Annotated in this window: 11 protein-coding genes; 4 read left to right on the plus strand and 7 right to left on the minus strand. The window is 55.6% G+C overall.

Annotation, left to right across the window (positions count from 1 at the left end; genetic code table 11):
* The first annotated feature begins 73 nt into the window (after positions 1–73).
* On the plus strand, positions 74–3154 hold the full coding sequence (locus SH528x_RS27695; RefSeq protein ID WP_442506682.1) for a vitamin B12-dependent ribonucleotide reductase: 3081 nt from the start codon (positions 74–76) through the stop codon (positions 3152–3154).
* A gap of 658 nt (positions 3155–3812) precedes the next feature.
* Here SH528x_RS27695 and SH528x_RS27700 read toward each other — a convergent pair.
* Positions 3813–5081 (minus strand): alpha/beta hydrolase family protein, encoded by a 1269-nt coding sequence (locus SH528x_RS27700; protein ID WP_442506683.1) that lies wholly within the window; start codon positions 5079–5081, stop codon positions 3813–3815.
* A gap of 663 nt (positions 5082–5744) precedes the next feature.
* On the minus strand, positions 5745–6680 hold the full coding sequence (locus SH528x_RS27705; RefSeq protein ID WP_442506684.1) for a ThuA domain-containing protein: 936 nt from the start codon (positions 6678–6680) through the stop codon (positions 5745–5747).
* Positions 6681–6915: 235 nt separating this feature from the next.
* Here SH528x_RS27705 and SH528x_RS27710 point away from each other — a divergent pair, with 235 nt between their 5' ends.
* From SH528x_RS27710 to SH528x_RS27720, 3 genes are all read left to right on the plus strand, one after another.
* The gene (locus tag SH528x_RS27710; RefSeq protein ID WP_442506685.1) at positions 6916–8736 is read left to right on the plus strand and encodes a C45 family autoproteolytic acyltransferase/hydolase; all 1821 of its coding nucleotides are present in this window, start codon (positions 6916–6918) and stop codon (positions 8734–8736) included.
* A 370-nt stretch (positions 8737–9106) separates the two neighbouring features.
* Complete coding sequence (locus SH528x_RS27715; protein WP_442506686.1) at positions 9107–12244, plus strand: DUF1553 domain-containing protein; 3138 nt, start codon at positions 9107–9109, stop codon at positions 12242–12244.
* A gap of 153 nt (positions 12245–12397) precedes the next feature.
* Positions 12398–13810 (plus strand): DUF1501 domain-containing protein, encoded by a 1413-nt coding sequence (locus SH528x_RS27720; RefSeq protein ID WP_442506687.1) that lies wholly within the window; start codon positions 12398–12400, stop codon positions 13808–13810.
* 677 nt (positions 13811–14487) lie between these two features.
* Here SH528x_RS27720 and SH528x_RS27725 read toward each other — a convergent pair.
* From SH528x_RS27725 to SH528x_RS27745, 5 genes are all read right to left on the minus strand, one after another.
* Entirely contained in the window at positions 14488–14868 is a 381-nt protein-coding gene (locus SH528x_RS27725) for an endonuclease domain-containing protein (protein WP_442512187.1), read from the minus strand.
* Between the two features lie 344 nt (positions 14869–15212).
* Positions 15213–18665, minus strand: a complete 3453-nt coding sequence (locus SH528x_RS27730) for a mechanosensitive ion channel domain-containing protein (RefSeq protein ID WP_442506688.1) — start codon at positions 18663–18665, stop codon at positions 15213–15215.
* Between the two features lie 279 nt (positions 18666–18944).
* A complete protein-coding gene (locus SH528x_RS27735) occupies positions 18945–21128 on the minus strand; it encodes an efflux RND transporter periplasmic adaptor subunit (protein WP_442506689.1) in 2184 nt (727 codons plus the stop codon).
* Positions 21129–21132: 4 nt separating this feature from the next.
* On the minus strand, positions 21133–22644 hold the full coding sequence (locus SH528x_RS27740; protein WP_442506690.1) for an efflux RND transporter periplasmic adaptor subunit: 1512 nt from the start codon (positions 22642–22644) through the stop codon (positions 21133–21135).
* A gap of 168 nt (positions 22645–22812) precedes the next feature.
* Positions 22813–23715 (minus strand): efflux RND transporter periplasmic adaptor subunit, encoded by a 903-nt coding sequence (locus SH528x_RS27745; protein WP_442506691.1) that lies wholly within the window; start codon positions 23713–23715, stop codon positions 22813–22815.
* Positions 23716–23739: the final 24 nt, after the last annotated feature.

Below are 23739 nucleotides of genomic sequence, written 5' to 3' on the forward strand. Positions count from 1 at the left end.
GCGAGGATCGCGATTTAAATCTTGGCGATCGGTACAAGCCCCACGGACGAACCCCTCTAGGAGTCTCAAAGCGATGGCATCGGTTCTATCTGAACGCACCCACGAAAGCTCAAGCTCGACCGTCAACGACCCTGCATTGCAGCGTGTCAATGATCAGCATGGCGTGGAGTATGCGCGATCAAAATTTGGCAAAAAGCTCCGCTCACGCAGCGGGGCCAATGTCTCGGAGGGGCTGAAAATCGATTCCGTATTCTGTCCCGACGATGGGCAAACCCCCTTTGCAACCACACGTTGGGAATTGCGAAGCGCGACGATCAAAGACGAAAGCGGTAGCGCGTTGTTCGAACAGAACGACTGTGAAATTCCCGCCGCCTGGACTCAGCTCGCCACCAACGTTGTCGTTTCCAAATACTTCTACGGCGATCCGAAAAACCCAGGCGAACGTGAGCGAAGTGTTCGTCAATTGATCCACCGCGTCACCCGTACCATCACCGACTGGGGACTCGAAGACGGCTACTTTGATTCGGCCGAAGATGGCGAACGTTTTTATCGCGATTTGACCTGGCTTTGCTTGCATCAACACGGTGCCTTCAACAGCCCCGTCTGGTTCAATGTTGGTTTGCACGCTCAATACGACGTGGTCGGTTCGAAATGCAACTGGCATTGGGACGAAGCCAAGCAAGACACCGCTCAACCCGACAACCCCTACGAATATCCTCAGGGCTCGGCATGTTTCATCCAATCCGTTGATGACAACATGGAAGACATCATGCGGTTGGCGTGCAGCGAAGCGATGCTGTTCAAATTCGGCAGCGGAACCGGTACCGACCTGTCGACCATCCGATCGCAGCGTGAAAAACTTTCGGGCGGCGGAACCCCCTCGGGTCCGTTGTCGTTCATGCGAGTCTACGATTCGATTGCCGGCGTCGTGAAGAGTGGCGGCAAGACGCGTCGTGCTGCGAAGATGCAGTCGCTAAAGGTTTGGCACCCTGATGTACTCGAGTTCGTCGAATGCAAATGGAACGAAGAAAAGAAGGCTCACGCGTTGATTCGCGAAGGCTACGAGTCGAACTTTAACGGCGAAGCGTACGGCAGCGTTTGTTTCCAAAACGCCAACCTTTCGGTTCGCGTGACCGACGATTTCATGGAAACCGTTCGCGACAACAAACGCTGGCAAACCCGTTGGATCAGCGACAAGGTCAAAGAAGCGGCACCCGAGTACGATGCTCGCGAATTGCTGAACAAGATGGCCGAATGTGCTTGGCACTGTGGCGACCCGGGCGTTCAGTACGACACGACGATCAATAAGTGGCACACTTGCCCGAACAGCGGCGCGATCAACGCCAGCAATCCTTGTTCGGAATACATGTTCCTTGACGACACCGCTTGCAACCTGGCTTCGATCAACCTGATGAAGTTCGTCAGCAAGACCGATGGCACGTTCAATGTTGAACGCTTCCGTGCCGCTTCGCGGTTGTACTTCATCGCTCAAGAAATCTTGGTCGACCACGCCAGCTACCCGACTGAGCCAATCGCTCGCAATAGCCACAAGTACCGTCCACTCGGACTCGGCTATTCGAACCTAGGCAGCGTGATCATGACTTCGGGCTTGGCCTACGATTCGGACGCCGCACGCGGTTTGTGTGGATCGTTGACCGCACTGCTGCACGGCGAAGCCAATCGCACCAGTGCCGAAATCGCGGGTGTTGTGGGACCGTTTGATGGTTACGCCGCAAACGAAAAACCGATGCTCGGTGTCATGCAAATGCATCGTGAAGCTTGTGAGCACATTCACGACGATGGCCCTGCGGAGCTGAAAGTAGCTGCCCGCGAACTTTGGGACGAAGTGCTGAAGATTGGCGAGAAGTACGGCTTCCGCAACGCACAAGCCACCGTGCTTGCTCCGACCGGCACCATCAGCTTCATGATGGATTGTGACACCACCGGAATCGAGCCTGATATTGCCTTGGTCAAATACAAGCAGCTCGCCGGTGGCGGAATGCTCAAACTCGTCAACCAAACCGTTCGCCTGGGACTCGCCAAGCTCGGCTACGACGAGGCTCAAATCGAAGGCGTTTTGGCGTACATCGACGAAAACGACACGATCGAAGGAGCTCCGGATCTCGATCCAGAACACTTGAAAGTTTTCGATTGTGCGTTCAAGCCAAACGGCGGCGTTCGCAGTATCGCATGGCAGGCTCACGTCACCATGATGGCAGCGGCTCAGCCGTTCCTTTCCGGTGCGATCAGCAAGACGGTCAACATGCCGACCGATGTGACCGCCAAAGACATCGCCGATGCTTACTTCTGGGGTTGGGAACTGGGGCTCAAAGCGATCGCGATCTATCGTGACGGCAGCAAGCAGTCGCAACCGCTGAACACCAAGAAGAGCGAGGGCAAGGGAGCCACCGACTCGGCTACCACGATCACCAAGACGATCGAAAAGGTTGTCTTCAAACCGCGTCGCGAACGTTTGCAAGACACGCGTCAAAGCTTGACCCACAAGTTCAGCATCGCTGGACACGAAGGTTACTTGTGCGTCGGTTTGTATCCCGATGGACGTCCGGGTGAGATCTTCATCACGATGGCCAAAGAGGGATCGACGATCGGTGGCATCATGGACAGCTTCGGCACCGCGTTGTCGATCGCGCTTCAATACGGCGTGCCATTGGAAGTACTTGTGAACAAGTTCAGCCACACTCGGTTCGAGCCGATGGGGATGACAAGCAACAAGGACATCCGCATCGCCAAGAGTGTTGTCGATTACATCGCACGATGGTTGGGACTGACCTTCATGAGCGGCCACGGTGACTACTCGCCGTCGGCCGTCGGTAGCGAAGCGGGTGACAAGACCAACAATGGCAACGGCCCCGTGGTCGCATCACCGAACCGGGTGACGCAAGAATTGAAGGAAGACGCCGGAGCGGCAGTGGCGATTGTCGAGCGAGCCACGTTCTTGGCGAGCTTGCAAGATTCCGGAGGTGGCCAAGGTAACGGGCACTCGCAAGTCGAAACCACGGCGGCGTCACAGGAGCAGCAGTTTGCTCGCTTCCAAATCGACGCTCCCTCGTGTGACAATTGCGGATCGATCACCGTTCGCAACGGCAACTGCTACCTCTGTCACAACTGTGGCAACAGCATGGGCTGCAGCTAGCTGCAAAGCGCTCGCGGCGAGCAGCCACCGGTCGTGCTCTAGTGAGCCGTGGGCCGTAAGGCACCGGGTAACGCAAGCACAATAAGCAAGAATTTAAAGAAGCTGGCCACGGGTGAATTCCCGTGGCCAGCTTTTTTTGTATCGGCACACCACAAGGTTACTGGTCCCACTGAAGCATCCGCGATCACCAATTCGCATAATTTAATCGCTTGCTTCACCCGGGAGAGATGACTGCGGTATGTCACCTCTCCCAAACAACGTTTGGGAGAGGTCGAGCAGAGCCTCCGGCGATTGCTCGGGTGAGGGCCGTCCGAGCAAGCCAGCACGAACGCCGCATCAAACGTGCGCGGTCGCCCTCACCCGGACGAAGCCTAAAGGGCTCGTCCGACCTCTCCCCAGCTGCGCTCGGGAGAGGTGACTGCGGTATGCCACCTCTCCCAAACAACGTTTGGGAGAGGTCGAGCAGAGCCTTCAGCGAATGCTCGGGTGAGGGCCGTCCGAGCACGCCGGCACGAACGCCGCATCAAGCGTGCGCGGTCGCCCTCATCCGTACGAAGCCTAAAGGGCTCGTCCGACCTCTCCCCAGCTGCGCTCGGGAGAGGTGTCTTGTGCCGTGCTGCTCTCGCAACCTCTGCTCGGGCAAGGCAACGAGCGTTCACTACCCCAACACCGAATCCATAAACTCAACAAAGAAATCCCAGTCGACTTGCCCAAGCCCATGGTCGCCGCTACGGACGTGATAGCCGGTTTGTCCCACGATCCGCTGCCCGCCGAGCGGCGGCATCGTTTCCTCGCGAATCGATTCCTTACCCAATAACTCAAATACCGGGGCGGCCGCGACGAGCGCGCCGTATTCACCGCGTGGATCGGCCCACAAATCGTTATCCGAACTGGTCACATAGACCGCTCGCGGAGCAACTAAGGCGATCGATTCGTGTTGGTCGATCGGCAGCTCGTTCTCGCGATTGGCGTAGGCAGCAAACTGAGGCGTGAACCAGTGAGGAAACGCGGTGGTGATTTGCTTGACCGTTTCCCCGTAGCCGCGACGCGACAGCGCGGCGCCGCCACAGCCGGAATTGTTGCTGTACGCGATCGCAAATCGTTCGTCCTCGGCCGCCGCCCAAATTGCCGCCTTGCCGCCGCGTGAGTGCCCGACCACGGCAACTCGGTTGGCATCGATCTTGGGCATGGTCGACAAATAATCCAACACCCGGCTTGCTCCCCATCCCCACGCCGACAGACTACGCCAAGCGTCATCGGTGGGCGGTTTGCCGTCAGCAAAGAAAGCTCGAATCCCGTCGGCGTATTCGTTCTTGTTATCGGGATCGACGTCAGAAGTGTAAAAGGTCGCCGCCGCATAGCCTCGTTGCAGCAACGTTTTCACAGGCCAATACGGATCCGGTTCACTCACCGCCTTTTCCAACGGAATGAAATAGCGATTGTTGATCGCGACCACCGCAGGCGTTTTTCCCGTTGTGTGATTCGGCGTAAACACGACAAAGGGGAACGTGTACGTTCGCTGGTCGATGGTGATGATCGCCTTCATGCTGCGTCCATTGGCCAGTCCATCGAACGCGTTTTCGATTTCCTCCGTCGTTTCGAACGTGACTTGGTACGCAGTGTCCGGGCGACGACCGTAGACCAAGTGTCGGAACTGTTCCAAAAGTTCGGGGCGACGTTTCGTCATCCACTGCTCGGCCGAGCTGACCTTTGTACCATCGATCATCGTCAGCGGGTCGGGAAGATCGTATTCAGGCACCTTCGATTCGTCGTAATTGAAGGGGCGTTTCGCACTCAGCTTCTTGACCAAGTCCGGGTTCGCGGACCAGGGGACGGGGTCTTCCGCAATCGCAAAAACGCTCGTGAACAAGACAGCAAACAAGCAGCTAAACGCTGCTGTAGAGAATTGATTCGTCAAGTGAGGCATCGATTGGAACTCGGGGGTAGGAGAGGGGAAGAATGGGAGTATCGGAGAGGTGGTTCGCGGTAAAGTTGTCTTGCGGTATGTCACCTCTTCCAAACTTGTTTGGGAGAGGTCGAGCAGAGCCTCCGGCGATTGCTCGGGTGAGGGCTAACCGAGCAATCAAAAATCGAACGCCGAATCAAGCGTGCGCGGTCGACCCTCACCCGGACGAGGCCCAAAAGGCCCGTCCGACCTCTCCCCAGCTGCGCTCGGGAGAGGTGACTGCGGTATGTCACCTCTCCCAAACTTGTTTGAGAAGTGGCCCGAGCAGAGCCTTTAGCGATTGCTCGGGTGAGGGCCGTCCGAGCAATCCAAAATCGAACGCCGAATCAAGCGTTCGCGGTCGGCCCTCACCCGGACGAGGCCGAAAGGGCCCGTCCGACCTCTCCCCAGCTGCGCTCGGGCGAGGTAGCTTGCGGCATGTTACCTCTCCCAAACTTGTTTGGGAGAGGTCGAGCAGAGCCTCTGGCGATTGCTCGGGTGAGGGCTGACCCAGCAATCCAAAATCGAACGCCGAATCAAGCGTGCACGGTCGGCCCTCACCCGGACGAGGCCGAAAGGGCCCGTCCGACCTCTCCCCAGCTGCGCTCGGGCGAGGTGTCTGTGTGAGCCCCCGGCAATCAGACCTCACTTGGCCGGCGCCAACGCCGCGCTGGTCGGTTCGGCTTTCGCCGTCGGGGTGGCGTCGGCTTCGAGATCGCCCATCGCGTACTGGATCCCGTCGAGCATATGTTTCAGCGCCACAGGATTGCTGAACGTTTCGTTGCGGTGCCCAAGATTGGTATAGAACACACGTCCGTCGCCCGCGGTGCGAATCCACGATACCGGCACTTCACGTGGCCCGTCTTTGATTTGCTTCGAGACCTCTTCCTTGCTCATATCCAAACTGACCAGGATCCGAAGCACTTCCGGCCCTTCATACGAATCGGCTTTGTATTGGTAAATTTCGTCTTGGTGCCAAAATCCTTGCTCATCAAACGCCTTGTTCAACACGTGTTTGGGATCATCCAATTTGAAAGCCCAGGTACCGCCTGCAGTCCAAGGATGGCCGCCGAATTCGCCACCCACGATCGCACGACACTCTGGATGACGGCCAAAGTTGTCGCTCGCAGCGTGCAAGCCGACCAATCCTTTGCCGCCCGAGATGAAATCCAGAAACGCGTTCTGCTGAGCCGGAGTTTCAAAGTGCATGCCAGTCGTGTTGTTCAGCAGGATGCAATCGTACTGCCGTAGATTCTCAGGCGTGAAAACATCGTAGGTATCTGCCAGATCGGCGGTGAACGCCCCTGTTTTGCTGCCCATTTTTTGGATCGCTTCGTTGGCAAACGGAATCGAACTGTGAACGAATCCTTCGCACCGGTAGAACGCCAACACGCGACGTGCCTGCTTCGGCTGGGCGGCCAATTGCTTGGGAACCGCACTTTCGATTTTGCTTAGCTGTTCGTCGCTGAGTGGTTTGAAGTGCTGCGTCTTCTTTTCTTGCCAAGCGTCGGGTTTGTCCTCCGCAAAACAGGCACTCGAACAAAGACAAGTCAATAGAGTCAGCAGGAGCAGACGGTTCACGGTGAGATTCCCAAAAAAGGAGGGTGGGCAGTGGGGCAAGTAGGTTACTAGTTTAATCGCCGACGACCGCAAGATGCTAGAGTCGCAAGATTGTTCTGCTCAAATGCTTACTCTCGTTACTCGCCGCCTGCGATTGCATTACAATCAACCCTGCATCCTCGCCTCCGAACGCCCTGGCAGGGGAAGCGACTGGCAAAATACCGCAATTTCTGGAAATCCCACCCTCGTCGAGTTCATGATGACTGCATTTTTAGCACGTGCGTGTGCGTTTTTTATCGCGTTTACCACCATCGTGACGGCTGCTCACGCAGAAACGGACTCCCAACGACTGGGCGACAATCTGCAGCCACTGCTTTCTTGTTTGTCAGGACGTTCCGAATCCTTTTCGGTGGTGGTGGACATTGATGTGCTCATCGATGGCAAAGTCCAACACGTTGACGGGCGACTGGTTCGTTTCGACGACCATTCGTTTGACTTGGACCTGATCCATAGCGACTACAGCGTGCGGATTCGCCGGCGGCCCGGTGCGACCGCGTTTGCGCTGCCTCACCATAAAACCGTCTTTCTCGGTTCGGGCGATGTTGACGTATCGGACCAACTGTCACCGCTGGGGATCACGGACCGCTTGGTCGGAAGCGGCTCGATGCTGACGATGGTCGTGCCGATGCTTCAGCAAACCGATTCCGCGGCGGTCGGCCACATGTTGACGGGGCTATTGAAGATGGACTTCAACGCGGATCGTCAGCACTGGACACTCCGCGACGACACATCTTTACAATTCCACAACGACGGCAAGCAAATTGAGATCAATGTCGGCGATCAGCACCGTGCGGCGTTGACGATCCAAGACAGCTTGCCTGAGATGGCAAAAGTGGACGACTGGTCAGATTTCAAGATTGTGGTGCTCAAACGCCAGGAACTCGAACGCAGCATCGCTCGCGGGACTCGGCGGGCATTGGAGATTCTGTCGCCGTCACGGTTGCTGACGTCGCCACAGCAAAAAGCCCGCAAAGTCCCCGCTGGTGAGCTTCGCTGGATCGAGGGGCAACGAATCGTGTTGCTCAATGGAACCCCCGAAGAAATCGGCGACGCCCATGGCCGCTTGCTCTCCGCTGAGTCGCAGCGGTGTATCGATTCGGTGCTCTACACCTTTGGAACCGTGAACACCATTCGCACCGGGCGATGGTTCCGTCACGATCTTGACGCGGCATACGCTCGACTTGCGCCGCACATTCCTGAGGATCACAAACGTGAAACATTGGCGTTTGCCAAGGCGATCAACATCGATCCATCAACGGCACACGCGATCAATGTCTTTCCCGAGCTGTTTCATTGTTCCGGCTTCGCCGTCTCCGGCGCCGCGAGCAAGGATGGCAAACTTTATCATGGCCGCGTTTTGGATTACATGACCACGATTGGGCTGCAAGACGCTGCGACCACTTTTATTGTTGCGGTCGACGGGAAGCATGCGTTTGCGAATATTGGCTATGCCGGATTCATCGGCAGCGTCAGCGGAATGAACGACCAAGCGATTTCACTCGGCGAAATGGGCGGTCATGGCGAAGGCCAATGGGACGGCGTTCCGATGGCAACTTTAATGCGGCGGGCGCTCGAGGAGTGCTCGACACTAGACGACGTGATGACGCTTTGGCACGACAGCCCGCGGACGTGTGAGTACTACTACGTGTTCGCCGACGGGAAGAGCAAGCGAGCGGTCGGTGTCGCAGCGGATCCCAATTCGATCGAGTTCATCATGCCGGGACAAAGTGACCAGCGACTCGGCGAAGGAATCCCCGAGGTGCTGGCATTGTCATCGGGTTCGCGACTCGAAGCACTGCGAGAACGCATCCAGCAGCGATACGGCGAGATCGACGTCGAGGTAGCTCAATGGCTAATGAGTCGCCCCGTGGCGATGAAGTCGAACCTACACAACGTTCTGTTCATCCCCGAAGACGGCGTTTTTTACGTCGCCAATGCCACTCACCAGGAACCGGCCGCCAACCGCCCCTACGTCAAACTCGACCTGGACGCATTACTGCGCAGCATGACGCCCTAAATCCCCCATGCCATGGCATTCAGGGAAAGCGGTTCCAGTTTTTCGCTTCCACGGGCCGAAACACCCGTGCCCGCCGAAACTCTTCGCGAGTTTCGCTACATTTTAGGTGCGGAAGCGAAAAACATGCGAGTTTTGGGGCTCGCCGATCTTTCAGCACGGGGATTTAAAAACGCTGTCCCTACTACTCTATGGATTGTGTATAATCGGGGGGTGGCGGATTTTGGCTTGCCCCTGCCGTTCCTACCTTGACATCAAGCTAAAAATTGTCGTTGATCGCTCCGCGATCAAAACGCGATGACGTCTGAAAACGTCATGATCGCGGAGCGATTAACGACATTGGCGACTGTCCCACCTCTAACGGTTCCTACCTGTGTATCGTATTCCGATTGCCCTTTTTGCCGGCTGGCTCGTTTGTGGAATCGCTGTTGGCCAACAGCTCTCTCGCGAACAACACGATCTGTTTGAGATCCATGTGCGTCCGACCCTGATGCGGCACTGTATCTCATGTCACGGAGAAACCAAGCAAGAAGGCGGGCTGCGGTTGACGTCGCTCGACGACTTGCTCAAAGGTGGCGAATCGGGGCCAGCCATCGTTGTCGGTAAGCCAAACGAAAGCTTGCTGGTCGAGGCACTGCGGTACGAATCATTCGAAATGCCGCCCGAAGAACCGCTCGAAAACGAATTGATCGACGGGCTGGTGAACTGGATCGCCGCGGGTGCTCCGTGGCCAGCGGATGTGATGCTGAAACCGCTGCCTAAAATCACTGACGAGGACCGTGCTTGGTGGTGCTACCAACCGATCACCGATCCCAAACCGCCCGCGACCGAACGTGACGAGTGGTGTCGTGGCGATCTAGACCGTTTTATTCTGGCGCGACTCGAAAACGAAAAGCTTGATCCATCGTTCCAGGCCGATCCGCAAACATTGGTTCGTCGTATCCATTTCGCGATCACGGGACTGCCGCCCGACGCGGCTGCGATTCGCACAGCCGGCTCGCCCAATTTCGACTACGAGGCGATGGTCGATCAGTTGCTGCAAAGCGACGCGTACGGCGAGAACCAAGCACGGTTTTGGTTGGACCTTGTTCGCTATGCCGATTCGGACGGCTATCGTGCTGATCATGCACGGCCTCATGCACATCACTACCGCGACTATGTGATTCGATCGTTCAACGAAGACAAACCGTACGACCGATTCGTCCGCGAGCAATTGGCCGGCGACGAAATTGATCCCGGTAACCGTGACGCCCACGTCGCGACGATGTACATGAGACACTGGATCTATGAACACAACCAACGGGATGTGGAGACGCAGTGGCACGAAATATTGCACGACATCACTGAAACCACGAGTGACGTTTTCCTGGCTCAGGGATTGAAGTGTGCTCGCTGCCACGACCACAAATTTGATCCGCTGTTGCAAAAAGACTTCTTCCGCATGAAGGGATTCTTTGCCGCGTTTCAGCCTGCCGAGGATCATCCGGTGGCTGACGCCGAAACACGCCGCATCTATCAAGAGCAGTACGCGAAATGGGAAGCGGCCACGGCCGAGATTCGCGCACGGTTGCGGGAAATCGAGTATCCCGTGGCGATCAAACATGCAACGCGTGAGAAGGCAGACAAATTCATCCCCGAAATCCAGGAGATGATCCACAAGCTGCCGCACGAACGAACTCCTTACGAACACCAGATTGCATCATTGGCCGAGCGGCAATTCGACTTGCTGTACGACAAGTTGTCTGAGTGGTTGAGCGAGGAACAAGAAGCCGAACGCCAACAACTGCACAAAAAGCTCGCTGAGTTTGACTCGATCAAACCGGCACCTCTACCCACTATCGATTTTGTTGGCAGTGATGTCGGCCCGGTCGCGCCGGTGACTTATATCACCGACGACAAAGACAAAACGCCGATCGCGCCGGGCTTTATTACCTTGCTCGACGAATCCGACGCCGAGATTACGCCGCCGCCTGCATCGCTACGTTCGACTGGCCGCCGCACGGCGCTCGCCGAATGGATCGCCAGTCCAGAAAACCCGCTCACCGCTCGCGTGATCGTCAATCGCATTTGGCAACAGCACTTTGGTGTGGGACTGGTGGAAACGTCCAGCGATTTTGGACAACTGGGCGTCCCGCCGACGCACCCGCAGCTCTTGGACTGGCTTGCCTCGCGGTTCATCGAAGAGGGATGGAGTTTAAAGAAACTGCACCGCCGCATCCTGATGTCGGCAACCTATCGGCAAACATCACAGCGTCCACTAGACGAAGCTCTCGCAGTTGCTGATCCCAACAACCAATTGCTATGGCGGATGAATCCGCGGCGATTGTCAGGCGAGGAGATTACCGATGCGGTGCTGACGGCCAGCGGAGAATTGAAGTCCAAGAAGCGAGCGATCTATAAAACGGTCCGCCGCAACTCGCTCGATCCGCTACTGGCGGCCTTTGACGCTCCGGATCGTATTCGCAGTGTCGGCAAACGGCACCGCACCACGACGTCGCCTCAGGCGTTGCTGTTAAGCAATGGCACTTGGTCCCACGACCGGGCGGCGGCGATCGCAAAACGCTTCGCTCAAAGTGGCGATGAAGAAATGCTGATCGCCAATGCCTACCAAACGCTATTGAGTCGTCACACGAGCCTCGACGAAGTCCAGATGGCGCTGGAGTTTTTGGAGCACTACGCCGCGGCGACTCCGGAAGAAAAGGGGCCAAAAATCGAAACCTTGGTGTCGATGCCGACGACGTCCGGCACAGCGGTGGATCTGAAACCAGGCGGTCCGATCCGCATGAGTCTGGCGACATCGAAAGAGCTTCCCGATGGGGACTTTACCGTCGAAGCCACCGTGCTGTTGCGATCACTCTACAAAGACGCCAACGTCCGCACGATCGTGGGGCACTGGAACGGCAGTCCGAAACGCGCCGGCTGGTCGCTGGGGGTGACATCAGCCAAGAGTTCTTACAAACCACGCAACTTGATCCTGCAATTGGTGGGCAAGACAGCCGCGGGCGACGAGCTTCATTATGAAGTCGTCGCGTCGAACTTACGACCAGAACTCAATAAACCGTATTACGTCGCCGCCAGTATCAAGCTCGGTGACACCTCGGAAAAGGGGATCACGTTTTACATGCGAGATCTGTCGGACAAGGATGCCAAGTTACAAGTGGCACATGCGAAACACACGGTCACGCAAGAGATTCGTCCCGACAATGATCTGACAATTGGCGATCGTTTTGGCCAACATCAATGGGATGGATTGATCGACAACATCCGAATTGAAGCCAAGGCTCGTGATCTGACGAAAATCGCACAAGCGGATTCGGTCGAAGGGCTGCCTCGCTACGTGATTGATTGGCAGTTCGAGAACAAAGACAGCATCGGTTTCGATTCGTCGGGTAACAAACATCATGCTTGGGCGAGTATCAAAAATTCGACCGTCGCTCCGCCGAGTCAACGAGCTCGCGTGGCACTAGTGCACGCGCTGCTGAATTCCAACGAATTTATATATGTCGATTAGTAAGTAGGGCCGGTTCCTACCGGCCGGTTTGTGATCGGCTAATGTGATCGGCCGGTGGGAACCGGCCCTACTGAGAAACGTGGCGTTTGATGACCCTTGCGTTATGATCGCGGAGCGATCAACGACAATGAAAAACCTACAAGGAAACCTTCAATGACATCCACTTATTCACGACGCGAAATGCTGCTAAACAGCGGGACTGGATTCGGAGCAGTCGCGCTGGCGGGGATGCTGCAGGGTGTCGGTTCGGCATCCGAATCCACCGCCCCAGCATCGCCGCTGATGTCCAAGTTGACGCACCACCCGGCGCGGGCCAAGAGCGTGATCTTTTTGTTCATGGAGGGTGGCCCGAGTCACATCGACACGTTCGATCCAAAGCCTGCGCTGCAAAAGTTGGCAGGCAAGCCGTTGCCGGATAGTTTCGGTCGCGTGATCACGGCAATGGGTGAATTCGATTCACCGGTGCTGGAGTCAAAGCGGAAATGGAAACAGCACGGCGAAAGCGGGCAGTGGATTTCCGATTGGTTACCGCACATGGCGACACGAGCGGATGATTTGGCAGTGATCCGGTCTTGCTGGACCAACGGAATCAACCACTCCGGCGGCGTGTGCCAGATGAACACGGGAACCCAGTTTGCCGGCCGACCGTCGCTGGGCAGCTGGGTAACGTATGGGCTGGGGACGCAAAACCAGAACCTGCCTGCCTTTGTTGTGATGCAAGACAAGGGAGCCGTGGTTAACGGCCCGAGAAACTGGGGCACCGGTTTCATGCCGGCGATCTACCAGGGAACCCAGATGCAGATCGAAGGCACTCCGTTTGCCAATTTGGACGTACCGAAACACGTCAATCCGCGACAACAGCGTATCGAACTCGATTACCTTTCCGCAATCAACAGTCGGCACATGCAGACGCGCCGCGACAACAGCGAGCTCGAAGCCCGGATCCGAAGTTACGAGCTGGGTTATCAGATGCAAAGCCACGCTCCCGAGGCGGTCGATTTGTCGCAAGAAACGGCTGAAACGAAATCGCTTTATGGGATGGACGAGAAAGAAACGTCAGAATTCGGTCGTAATTGTTTATTGGCGCGGCGAATGGTCGAACGTGGTGTGCGGTTTATTCAGCTGTACCATGGGGCGGGCAGTCAATGGGACGCGCATAGCAACATCGAATCGAACCATACAAAGATGTGCCGAGGCATGGACAAGCCTGTGGCCGGATTGTTGACCGACTTGGCGCGTCGCGGATTGCTCGATGAAACCTTGGTCGTTTGGGGTGGCGAGTTTGGACGCACACCGATGAGCGAACAGGGGAACGGCCGCGATCACAACCCCACCGGATTCACGATGGTGATGGCAGGCGGCGGCGTCAAAGCGGGGCAAGCTTACGGAGCGACGGACGAAGTCGGCTTGCACGCGGTTGAGGATCGAGTGCATGTACATGATTTACACAGCACGATTTTGTATCTAATGGGAATCGACCATCGCAAATTGATTTACGTCAACAAAGGCCGTCCTGAACGCATCGATGAGAACGAAGGTCACGTGTACAAGAAAGTAATCGCCTAGGCCGATATAACTAGGGCCGCCCGCGCACACTTGATGCGGCGTTCGGCGTGGATTGCTCGGACGGCCCTCACCCGAGCAATCGCTGAAGGCTCTGCTCGACCTTTCCCAAACAAGTTTGGGAGAGGTGACAGGAAGCAAGTCCCCTCGACTGCGCGAGGCTTGACGGTACGGTGATATACCACGAGCCACCTCTCCCGAGCGAAGCTAGGGAGAGGGCGGACGGGCCCTTCAGGCCTCGTCCGGGTGAGGGCCGACCGCGCAAACTTGATGCGGCGTACGACTCGGATTGCTCGGACGGCCCTCACCCGAGCAATCGCTGAAGGCTCTGCTCGACCTCTCCCAAACAAGTTTGGGAGAGGTGACATGCAGCAAGTCCCCTCGACTGCGCGAGGCTTGACGGTACGGTGATATACCACGAGCCACCTCTCCCGAGCGCAGCTGGGGAGAGGTCGGACGGGCCCTATAGGCCTCGTCCGGGTGAGGGCCGACCGCGCATACTTGATGCGTCGTACGACTCGGCTTGCTCGGACAGCCCTCACCCGAGCAATCGCTGAAGGCTCTGCTCGACCTCTCCCAAACGATGTTTGGGAGAGGTGACATGCAGCAAGTCTCCTCGCCTGCGTACGTTCGGGCGCAAGCTACGATTGCTTGGAGCTCAAAGTCTCCGTCGCTAATGCTTATTTGGGCTTTCTTCCACCAAACTCTGGTTCGAGTTGCAAGTGTTTGGCGATCCCGATTGCTACGGCTTCGACATCGGCGAGCACGTCTTCGTTCGAAAATCGCAGCACATCCCAGCCTCTTCTTTCGATATATCGCTGGCGTGATTCGTCCGCTTCGTAGATTGCATCATGGTAGCCTCCGTCGATTTCGACAATTTGCTTCCGCTGAATACACGCGAAATCCGTGATGTAGGGTTCGATCGGATGTTGCCGTCGGAATTTCAACCCGCAAAGTCTCCTGCCTCGAAGCACTCGCCATAGCAGTGACTCCGCTTTTGTTTGTCTCGCGCGAAGTTCGCGAGCTTTGACGGTTGTGTTCGGGTTTTCTCGAATCGCCATCACTATCGGCCCTCCCCATTAGTTCGTGATGCCATCCCAGATCATACCGAGCCTTCGATGCGAATGCATATCAAATCGTTGTGGCCGGTGAAACCTACTTCGCATGTACGAAGCCAGAGAGGTCAGGCGGAAAGTGATGGATTGGTTGGTGTGAATGCTGAGAGAGCACATTTGATGCGGCGTACGGCGCGGATTGCTCGGACGGCCCTCGCCCGAGCAATCGCTAAAGGCTCTGCTCGACCTCTCCCAAACAAGTTTGGGAGAGGTGACACGACGCAAGCCACCTCGCCTGCGCGAGGTTTGGCGGAGAGGTGGCAAACCGCGAGCCTTTGCATGGCACGCGGCTACTTGCTGTCGCCGTTGCGGCTGCTGCGGTCCAACAGGATTCCAAGTGGCATCGTTTCCGTTTTGACGCTGAAATTGACATCGCGTTGCGGGAACGGAATCGAAATGTTCGCCTCTCGGAATGCCTGGATGATCGCCGTGTTGACTTCATGGGTAACCCCAACTCGGCGGTCAAGATTCGCCAAGTAAAAGCGGACCGCAAAGTTTAGCGAACTGTCGCCAAACGAGTCAAAGTTGATCAACGGAGCGGGGTCGTCCATCACGTCAGGATGCTCGCGGACCACACGTTCCAAGATCGCGCGGACTTGATCGGGATCGGCGTCGTATTCGACTCCGACTTCGATCGACAAGCGATTGATCACGTTCGAGAGTGACCAATTGAGAATCTTGCCAGTGATCAGATCCTTATTGGGAACAACCAACTCTTTGCGTTCCCAGCTGGTCACCGTCGTCGCTCGCATTTGGATTCGTGAAACGACACCCGTGGTCCCGTCGATTGTGACGATGTCTCCAACACGAACGGGGCGTTCGAGCAACAGGATGATGCCTGAGACGAAATTAGCCACAATTTCTTGCAGACCAAAACCAAGGCCGACGGATGCTGCGGCAAGTAACCAACCAAGCTGAGTCCATGGCACGCGGAGGATATTCAAAACCACAAAACTGCCAGCGACCGTCAATGTGTAGCGAAGAATCGTGGTCAACGCATAACGGGCTCCACTGTCGAGCGATGTACGACGGAGCACGAACAACTCTAAAAGCCCCGGCAAATTCCGAATCGCATAGACAAGCACTACGATCGTCATGAGCGCGTACAGCAGATCGCGGATGGTAACCGTTTCAATATTCTCACCGACATGGACTCGCCACAATTCGATGCGGTCAAAAATTTCGATCGCTGGTAAAACGTTGCTCCAAATCAGAGCGAAACCTGACAACGCGATCACCGTGGCCATCACATAGACCAATTGCCGCGTCTGACGATCGAGCTTCGGCAAATCCGCCTTGTCTTCCTCTTGAAGTTCGATACCGATATCAGTGGGCAACCCTTCGGCGGAAGAGGCTTGCAACGCGGCAAGTTTCTTTTCACGCATCTCGCGTGCTTGCCGTCTTGCGACGTCGCGGTAATGCAGACTTAGCCATCGAAACGCCAATGCCATAACGAGCAGCAACATCACTAGTAGCAGAATCGACGTTTGCATCAACTTGCCCAAGTTGAATGCGGTATCGAGGTAACCGGCAACCGCCAGCACGGCAAAGACGAGCGGAAATCCGGTCAGAACCAGCCAGATCACGCGGCGCCATCGATACGCCATCGAATCCGGATTGTCACGTCGGACTTGGTTGAAAATTGGACTATTTACGGAGAAGATTACGTTGTGAAACATCGCAGTGACCAGGAACAACGCGATCGATGTTAATCGCGATGCCGCGGAGCGAAGCTGCGAATCAGGATGCTCGTAAAGCGACAACATCAGGAAAATCAAGACGCCTCCGATCGCGGTATACCAACGCAGGTGGAACCGTAACATTTTGCGGATCGAATCGTCCCAGGCGAAATGAGCTTCCGCCAAGCCTTTGTTTCGACAAACCTCTTTAATCAATTCTCGGGACGCAATGAACAGCGCCGTGACGCCAAAGGCGTTGCCGATTCCGAGCACGAAGGGATCGGCTCCGAGATTGCCTTGCAGCGACCAACCCACAAATCCAAAGAACGCGGGCCAGACACAAGCCAGTACGATGGAAAAAAAGAGTGCGGAAGCGGTACAACGAAACGTTGCATTGGTCCGCATCGCATCTTCACCGAACTCGCGTACCCAACGCCGCAAACGCGATCGATAGAACACCAGGGTCAATACAGTTAGCACTCCGATCAACGAGCGGAGCGGACGTGAAAGAAAGCTCCGCACCAATTGGTCGTACACTTTTTTCCAGTTTTCGGCATCGGTCAACCAGCGAGCAGCAGTTGGCAGATATTCCAGTTCAGAAACAGAGAATATGGGCGAACTACGAATCCAGAACACATTTTTATCCACGAAATCGATGTATTCATCGATCACACCGCGAAGTTCGCGACGCTGAGTGTCAGCGGTTAGCATCGTTTGCAAGATGGAGTTTTGAGCCTGGATCGTAGCCGCCAACAATTCCTTGCGTTTCTTTAAAAGCGTGAGCTCGGGATCGTCCTCAGGCGTGTCGGCGGGGATCGCTGCAATTTGCTGCTCTACTTTCGCAGCTTCATCTTCCAATTCAAAAACGCTGATTTGGTGTTCTTGGATCTTTTCTTGCAGATCCGCTCGCGGGCGGAACTTGGCACTCAGCTCTTCAAAATCTCGCCGTTTATTGCGTAGCATCAATCCAAGGGCGTCGGTCAGTCCGACCGCTTCAAGCCGCTCTTGCGAAACCTTCAACGCGTTTTTGACGTCTTCATAAGCTTGTTGGGTTTCGGTCAACCGAGTCAGTGCTCGGGATGACTCGCCCACCAATTTCTGATGTCGCTCGGTGACTTCGATATTGCTTTGGGCCAGCGGTTTGAGTTCTTCTGGAACTTGTTGCAAATCATTGCGCAGCCCCTGCATCGTGTCGGCAACCTCACTGCGTTGACGCTGCGTTAGCGCGGTCTGCAGGGCGTCCAGGTCGCTGCGAAGTTGTGCGGTTTGTCGCTCGGACAATTGACGCTGCAACGGCAGCAAGTCGTTGGTGGCAAGGTAGGCCGCTTGTTCCTTCTTAAGTTCCTCAATCTTCTTTTGAAGTGCTTGTTGTTTTGATCGCAGCTGAATCGTGCGAGCCTGAGTCTGCGCGGCAGGCTCACTCGGCAACGCGGGTCCAGCAAGTTGTTTGTCGACTTGTTCTAAGTCCTTTTCGGCTTGGCTGATTTCGGCAGGAATTTCCCCGAGTCGTTTTTGTCGGCGAGCTGGTTCCGCAGTGAGTTTGCCATCGTTGCCGCTCGTATTGCTGAGTGCGAGTTGAGTTTCGGCAATTTTTTGTTTGATCGTTTCGACAGTGGAATCGGGATCCAACGCCCATTTGACCACCTCATTTGAGTCGATCTCGGACTTGATTTGCTTCATCCGCGCCGGAGCGTCGGTCGCCATCAATTCGAGCTGCTGGATGTTTTTGTCGCTCGCTTCCGCCGCACTGAGGTTCTGTTTGGCTTGCTGATACAGCTCTTCGAGCGCCGTTTTTAGCGTGGCATCAAGACTGTCGTTTGCGGCGAGCGATGCGAGTCCCGATTCGATGGTTTTCGCATCAACGGCGTCTTTGTTTTCAAGCGGATTGTCGATGGCCGTCGCAACCAGAGCACTCGATTCGGAATTTTGACCGAGTAATACGGAGGGGCTGGTAGTCGCAAAGAAGGCGATAAAACACGCGACGAGCACGCTAAGGTTCAGAGGACACGCCGTATTGTATGAACAAAGGCCGCGTCTGGCCCCACCGTTGGCTGTAAATTGCATTTTGTAAAGAACGAGGGTTGGCGTGTTAGAAGAGGTTGCGAATACAAACTGTCATCGAAACCGAGCAACCGTGCAACCTAGATGCCAATCGGGGCGAAAGAATTGTTGAAGATCCGTCAAGGATTTCAACTGCGGATGGGATTGGCTCCCGCGCCGCATGATCGATGGGCCCTAAAAATCCCACGCCGCAAAATGGCGATAGCAAAAAGAACGCTGACGCCGCTACCGCGGCAGGGTGGTGAGTTTTTTGCTCTAGCTGCGGAGCAGCGGTAGCTAACTCTATCGCAGCGATTCTTGCTGCAGCGTATGCCACAATCGCGTGATCTTGTCCGAGGCGCGACGCAATAGAGGATCGGTCCGGTGATCCAATTCCACCTCGACTCGCAATCCGGCCGGCAGCACGTCGGCAGACTCGGCGTCCAAGCGGACTCGGCCGACAAAATGAGGTTCAAGGAGTCGGATGTCCGTTTCGGATTGAGATTCAGCTTCGGAAGATTGCCTCTGGACGCTCAGCGGACCGCCTTCGAGTGACGATAGCGATGCCACGACCAGCTGGTCAGTCGCACGTGGTTCGAGTTTCTCAAACAGCGCCGTGGCGCGACGGTTCTCGGAGTATCGAACGCCAATGTTGGTGCCGACGATGGGACGGGCTTGTTTGATCTGCGATTGGCTTATCAGCGCCATGATCTCTTTATCACGAGAGAACGCAACGGTCATCAACAAGTCGCCTTCGCGGACATAACGGCCGACAAATTGATCCAGTCCGCGGGTGATGACTTGACCATCGCGAGACGCAGTGACACGAAGTGAATCACATTTCTTGGCGATTTGCTCGTACTGCTGCTGGATCGATTTTAGATGTTCTTGCAAGACGATTCGTTCGCCCAATTCCTTCTGTTCAATCGCTTGCCGAATTTTGATCTTGATCTGCTGCCGTTCAATCTCTAGGCGATCGCGGTGGTTCGTCAATTCACGGTTCTCGATTTCCAATAGCAAATCGCCGCGACGAACCTTGTCTTGATCACGAACGTGCACGTGTCGAATAAAGCCGTCGGCTCGGCTGCGAACGAGCGTTTCCGGAGCGTACCGCACGACGGCAGCAGCACGGGAAGAAGTCGGAATCGGTAACCAACAAACAGCGATAATCGCGGCGGCAACCAGTCCGCCGCCAACAATACTGGCTCGGCAAAACGTGGCAAAATCGGTTTGCAGCAATTTCAATGCGTTTTGGGCATGCCGTTTCAGCGGACGCAAGAACCACATCCAAATGCCGGCTCCCATCAAGACGATCCCAGCACCCGAAAACATCGTCGATGCGGCAAGCAATAGAGTCGTGCAAATGACGACTCGCCAAACCAATGCAGCGATTCCGTAAACCAACACGAAATAGCGACGCCAGCCCTGCAGCGAACTACCCGATGGTGACACCCCCGTAGCAAGTCGACGGATTTGTTGTACCACCGCCTGGGACGCTGCGGAATACAAATTGGGGATTTCCAGCCAATCCGAAAGGATGTAATAGCCATCGAATCGCATCAGCGGATTGGCATTGAACGCGATCGTGGATATTCCAGCTGCCAGGATCAACCGATGCAGTAAGAACGACAACGACGGTGAGTCAACGAAGCACCAAGCGATCATCGCCAACGATGCAATACACAACTCGACGTACATACCGGCCGCCGACACAGCGATTCGAGCCCATTTGCTGTTCAACCGCCAACAGCTTGTGACATCCACGTAAGCCAACGGAGCGAACAGGATAAAAACGACGCCAACTTCGCGCGCATTTGCTCCTTGCCGATGGCAGGCCACGGCGTGGGCGAGTTCATGAATACACTTCAGAGCAACCCAAAATGAAAACAACCAAATCCAGTTTGAGCGGCTCCAAACTTGAGCCGACTCGGTTGAAAAACGATCCCATTGAAACGCCAAGCAAAGGATGCCGCCGACAATGATCAGGAATCCAAGGACCAGTGCTGCGGGTGAAAACACAGCCCGCAGCGATTGGGCTGTCGCCGCGATCCATCGTTCGGATCGCAGCACGGGGACTTTCATCCAAAACGGGTTGAGCGAACGCAATGAGAACGCCGAATCAACGCCGCGAGGGTTCGATCCAGTATCGCGGTCTCGCTTTCGCGTCGGGGTTGCTGCGTTGGCGAGATAACCGAGTTCGTTTTCAAGCAACCAGTGCACGATCGATTGAGCTTGATCGGTCGTCGGTGCTCGGCTGCCTAGGGTTGCCGCCGCTAGTCCGCATGCCTGCGGGACCGTCGTCTTTCCGTCTAACAATGATAAGAAGACATACTCTTCGTAACCAACATGATAGAATTGGTGCAGCGACGGGATCTCGATACGGTACGCCGTTTGTCCACGCTGTTGGATCGGCCAAAAACGCAGGTCGTCGGCTAAGCGGATCGGCTGTTCCGCTAGGTCAATTGTGTTGGGATCCCGCCGTGACATGGGGCTACCACCCCACCATTGAACGTAGCGATGCGTACAAGCGATGAAAGAGAACCCAACCGAGTGGATGAGGGTCGCTCTGGACCCATGCGTACCCACGCATTCCGGGACGCATTAAATTCTCAGGATCCTCGATTTTGGATTCTGCAATGAAAACATTTTGATGGTTTTTGAGCTCGGCCTGAGGATGCATCCGCTGGATCGTGCCTTGGATCGCATGTCCCGGCAGGGCAAGCAGTGAGACATTCACTAGCATCTCGGCATCAACGTAAGGAAATTCACGTTCGTCGACCGCAACTTCGATCATCATCTCACCAAGCGGCGCTATCTCGAACAAGGTTTCACCTTGCTTTAGCGGAGTGCCGATGCTTTCGTGATGGTCTCCGCTGACAATGACCCCATCGATGGGACTGCGGATTTCCAAGTTGCCTCGGTGATACTCCAGCAGATCCATTTCCACACTCAATCGTTCCGATTCGAGTTCTGAAATTTTGCTCGATGCGAAGTCATGTTTCACCACATGGCGGTTTCGCTGTTGAGTGATGCCGCTGAGTTCCGCACGCAGGCCTGCTAATTTGTACTCGATCTCTTGAGCATCGATACTCGCAACCAAGTCACCTTGGTTCACGCGATCCCCGGGGCGGACATACGATTTTTCAAGCGGGCCATCGATCGGCGACGCAATGTATCGCCGAGAGACTGGTTGCAGTTCACAATCACAACGGACCTGGTATTGAACGGGAAAACACAACAGGCCTGCGATCACGATGGACGCATACAACGCCAATTTCGCACGAAAACCGGTCGTGGCGTTTGCAGCATTTCGAGTCCATCGCTGCAATCGCCCTGGCGTGGACCGCTCGATCGATTGCAGTTTGCTGAGGATCGGGAAACGCAATACGTCAAGCAGTCGATCGGTTACCAATGGATCGACGGCGTCGTCGAGGACAAGCAAAACGCCGCGAACATCGCCATCATTGTCCGTCAATGTGATGGCTGAAAGCCGCTCGGACTTGGTTTCGGCTACGAACTGTGAAACTGACATCAACGCATGTCGATTCACATGATCGGTCACTGGCCAATGGGTGGAACCGCCCCGCAGGGCAATCTCGTCGATCGCTGCCGTCAGCAGTCGGTGCGTCTCGGATTGCGTGGAAGCATCAGATTCATGCGACTGGCCGACGATTCGCATCGGGCGCTGAACGTCTTTTTCCAAGCCCGCTGCTCGCCATCCAAGATACACACCCGCTGCGGAAAGCGTCTCGCTGATTTGCTCGGCCACGGCGGTCGCGGCATCCTCGATATTCGCAATTGAATCGAGACAGAGTTGCAATTCGATCGCGACGGACAAAATCCGCAGACGGTCGTCGATTTGTTCCGCGTAGTTAAGTTCGTTGGTAGCGTGCGGTGAATTGCCGTCATCCGTAGCCGTCGATGACGCGTGCAGACGTACCGGTATCGGTTCGCTTGATAGCGACGACGAATTTTGCGGTACGATTGGCGTGCTGCCGGTCATGAAAAAATTTAGCGATCTAGCGAGGTCGTTCGGTATATACCGGTGAAACGTCGATTGTTTTGTGAGCCGACGGCGCTAGCCGCGGAGAGCGTCAATATTGTAGGAAACTTGCCCGCGGCTAGCGCCGTCGGCTCAGATCATTATGTGCAATGACTCATATTGACCTACTTAGTGAGCGGAATTGCCGATGTATGGCATCATCGGAGAATGACTAATACGAGGCGTGCGGTCGCCGGGCACGCCCAAATTGTCGTCCGTCGCATCGGAGTACTGCCAGCGGACAACGACGCCACTTTGAATTTTGCGGTCGCGATTGGGAATGCGGATTTTAATTCGCACGGACCCACTCTCTGCATCGGCAACCGGCGAGACAAACTCCACTACTCCTGTGGCGGGGATTGCCGGATTCCCAATATTCAACGCGACTTGTTGATCCATTGTGAAAGTGGATGCCACTTCAATGGGAATGGAAAAAACAGCTTTTAAATTATCCAGTTGCACAACTTGCATGACCACCGGATCGGTGGGCGAGACAAATTCGCCTTGATCTTTCACAATCGAGATAACGACGCCTGAGATTGGCGATTCGATGCGACGCTGTTTGATTTGTGCCCTGACTCGTTCGTACTCAAGTCGACGCACCTCGAGTTCTTCGTTGATCGATTGCAACCTCGACTTTGCTTGCTGGTAATCGGTCTCGCTACGGTCAAGTTCACGCACCGAAGCGTTGCCTCGTTCACGCAGTTCTTTGTAGCTCGCCAGCTGTTTTTGACGACTCTGAAGTTCCAAGGTTGCACCAAGACGCGAGCCCTCGGCGTCTTTTGCCGACTTTGCCATCTCAAGCGATGCTTTTAGAACCGAATCATCGAGCTGGGCGAGCAATTGAGTCGGGTAAACCTCATCCCCCTCGGAAACAAGGATGGCGGCGAGGATGCCGATCTCCGCTGCCGGCACGTCGACACGTTTATACGGCTCGGTGAAACTTTCCGCTTCGGCCGCCCGTGAAATCGTTGACGATAGGGTGCACGTTGCCAGCACCGCCAATGAGATGTAGTGGTGAATATTGTTCATTGTCTAAGTTCCATTTTCGACAAA

It is taken from the genome of Novipirellula methanifontis (assembly GCF_052161655.1).
GTDB lineage: Bacteria > Planctomycetota > Planctomycetia > Pirellulales > Pirellulaceae > Novipirellula.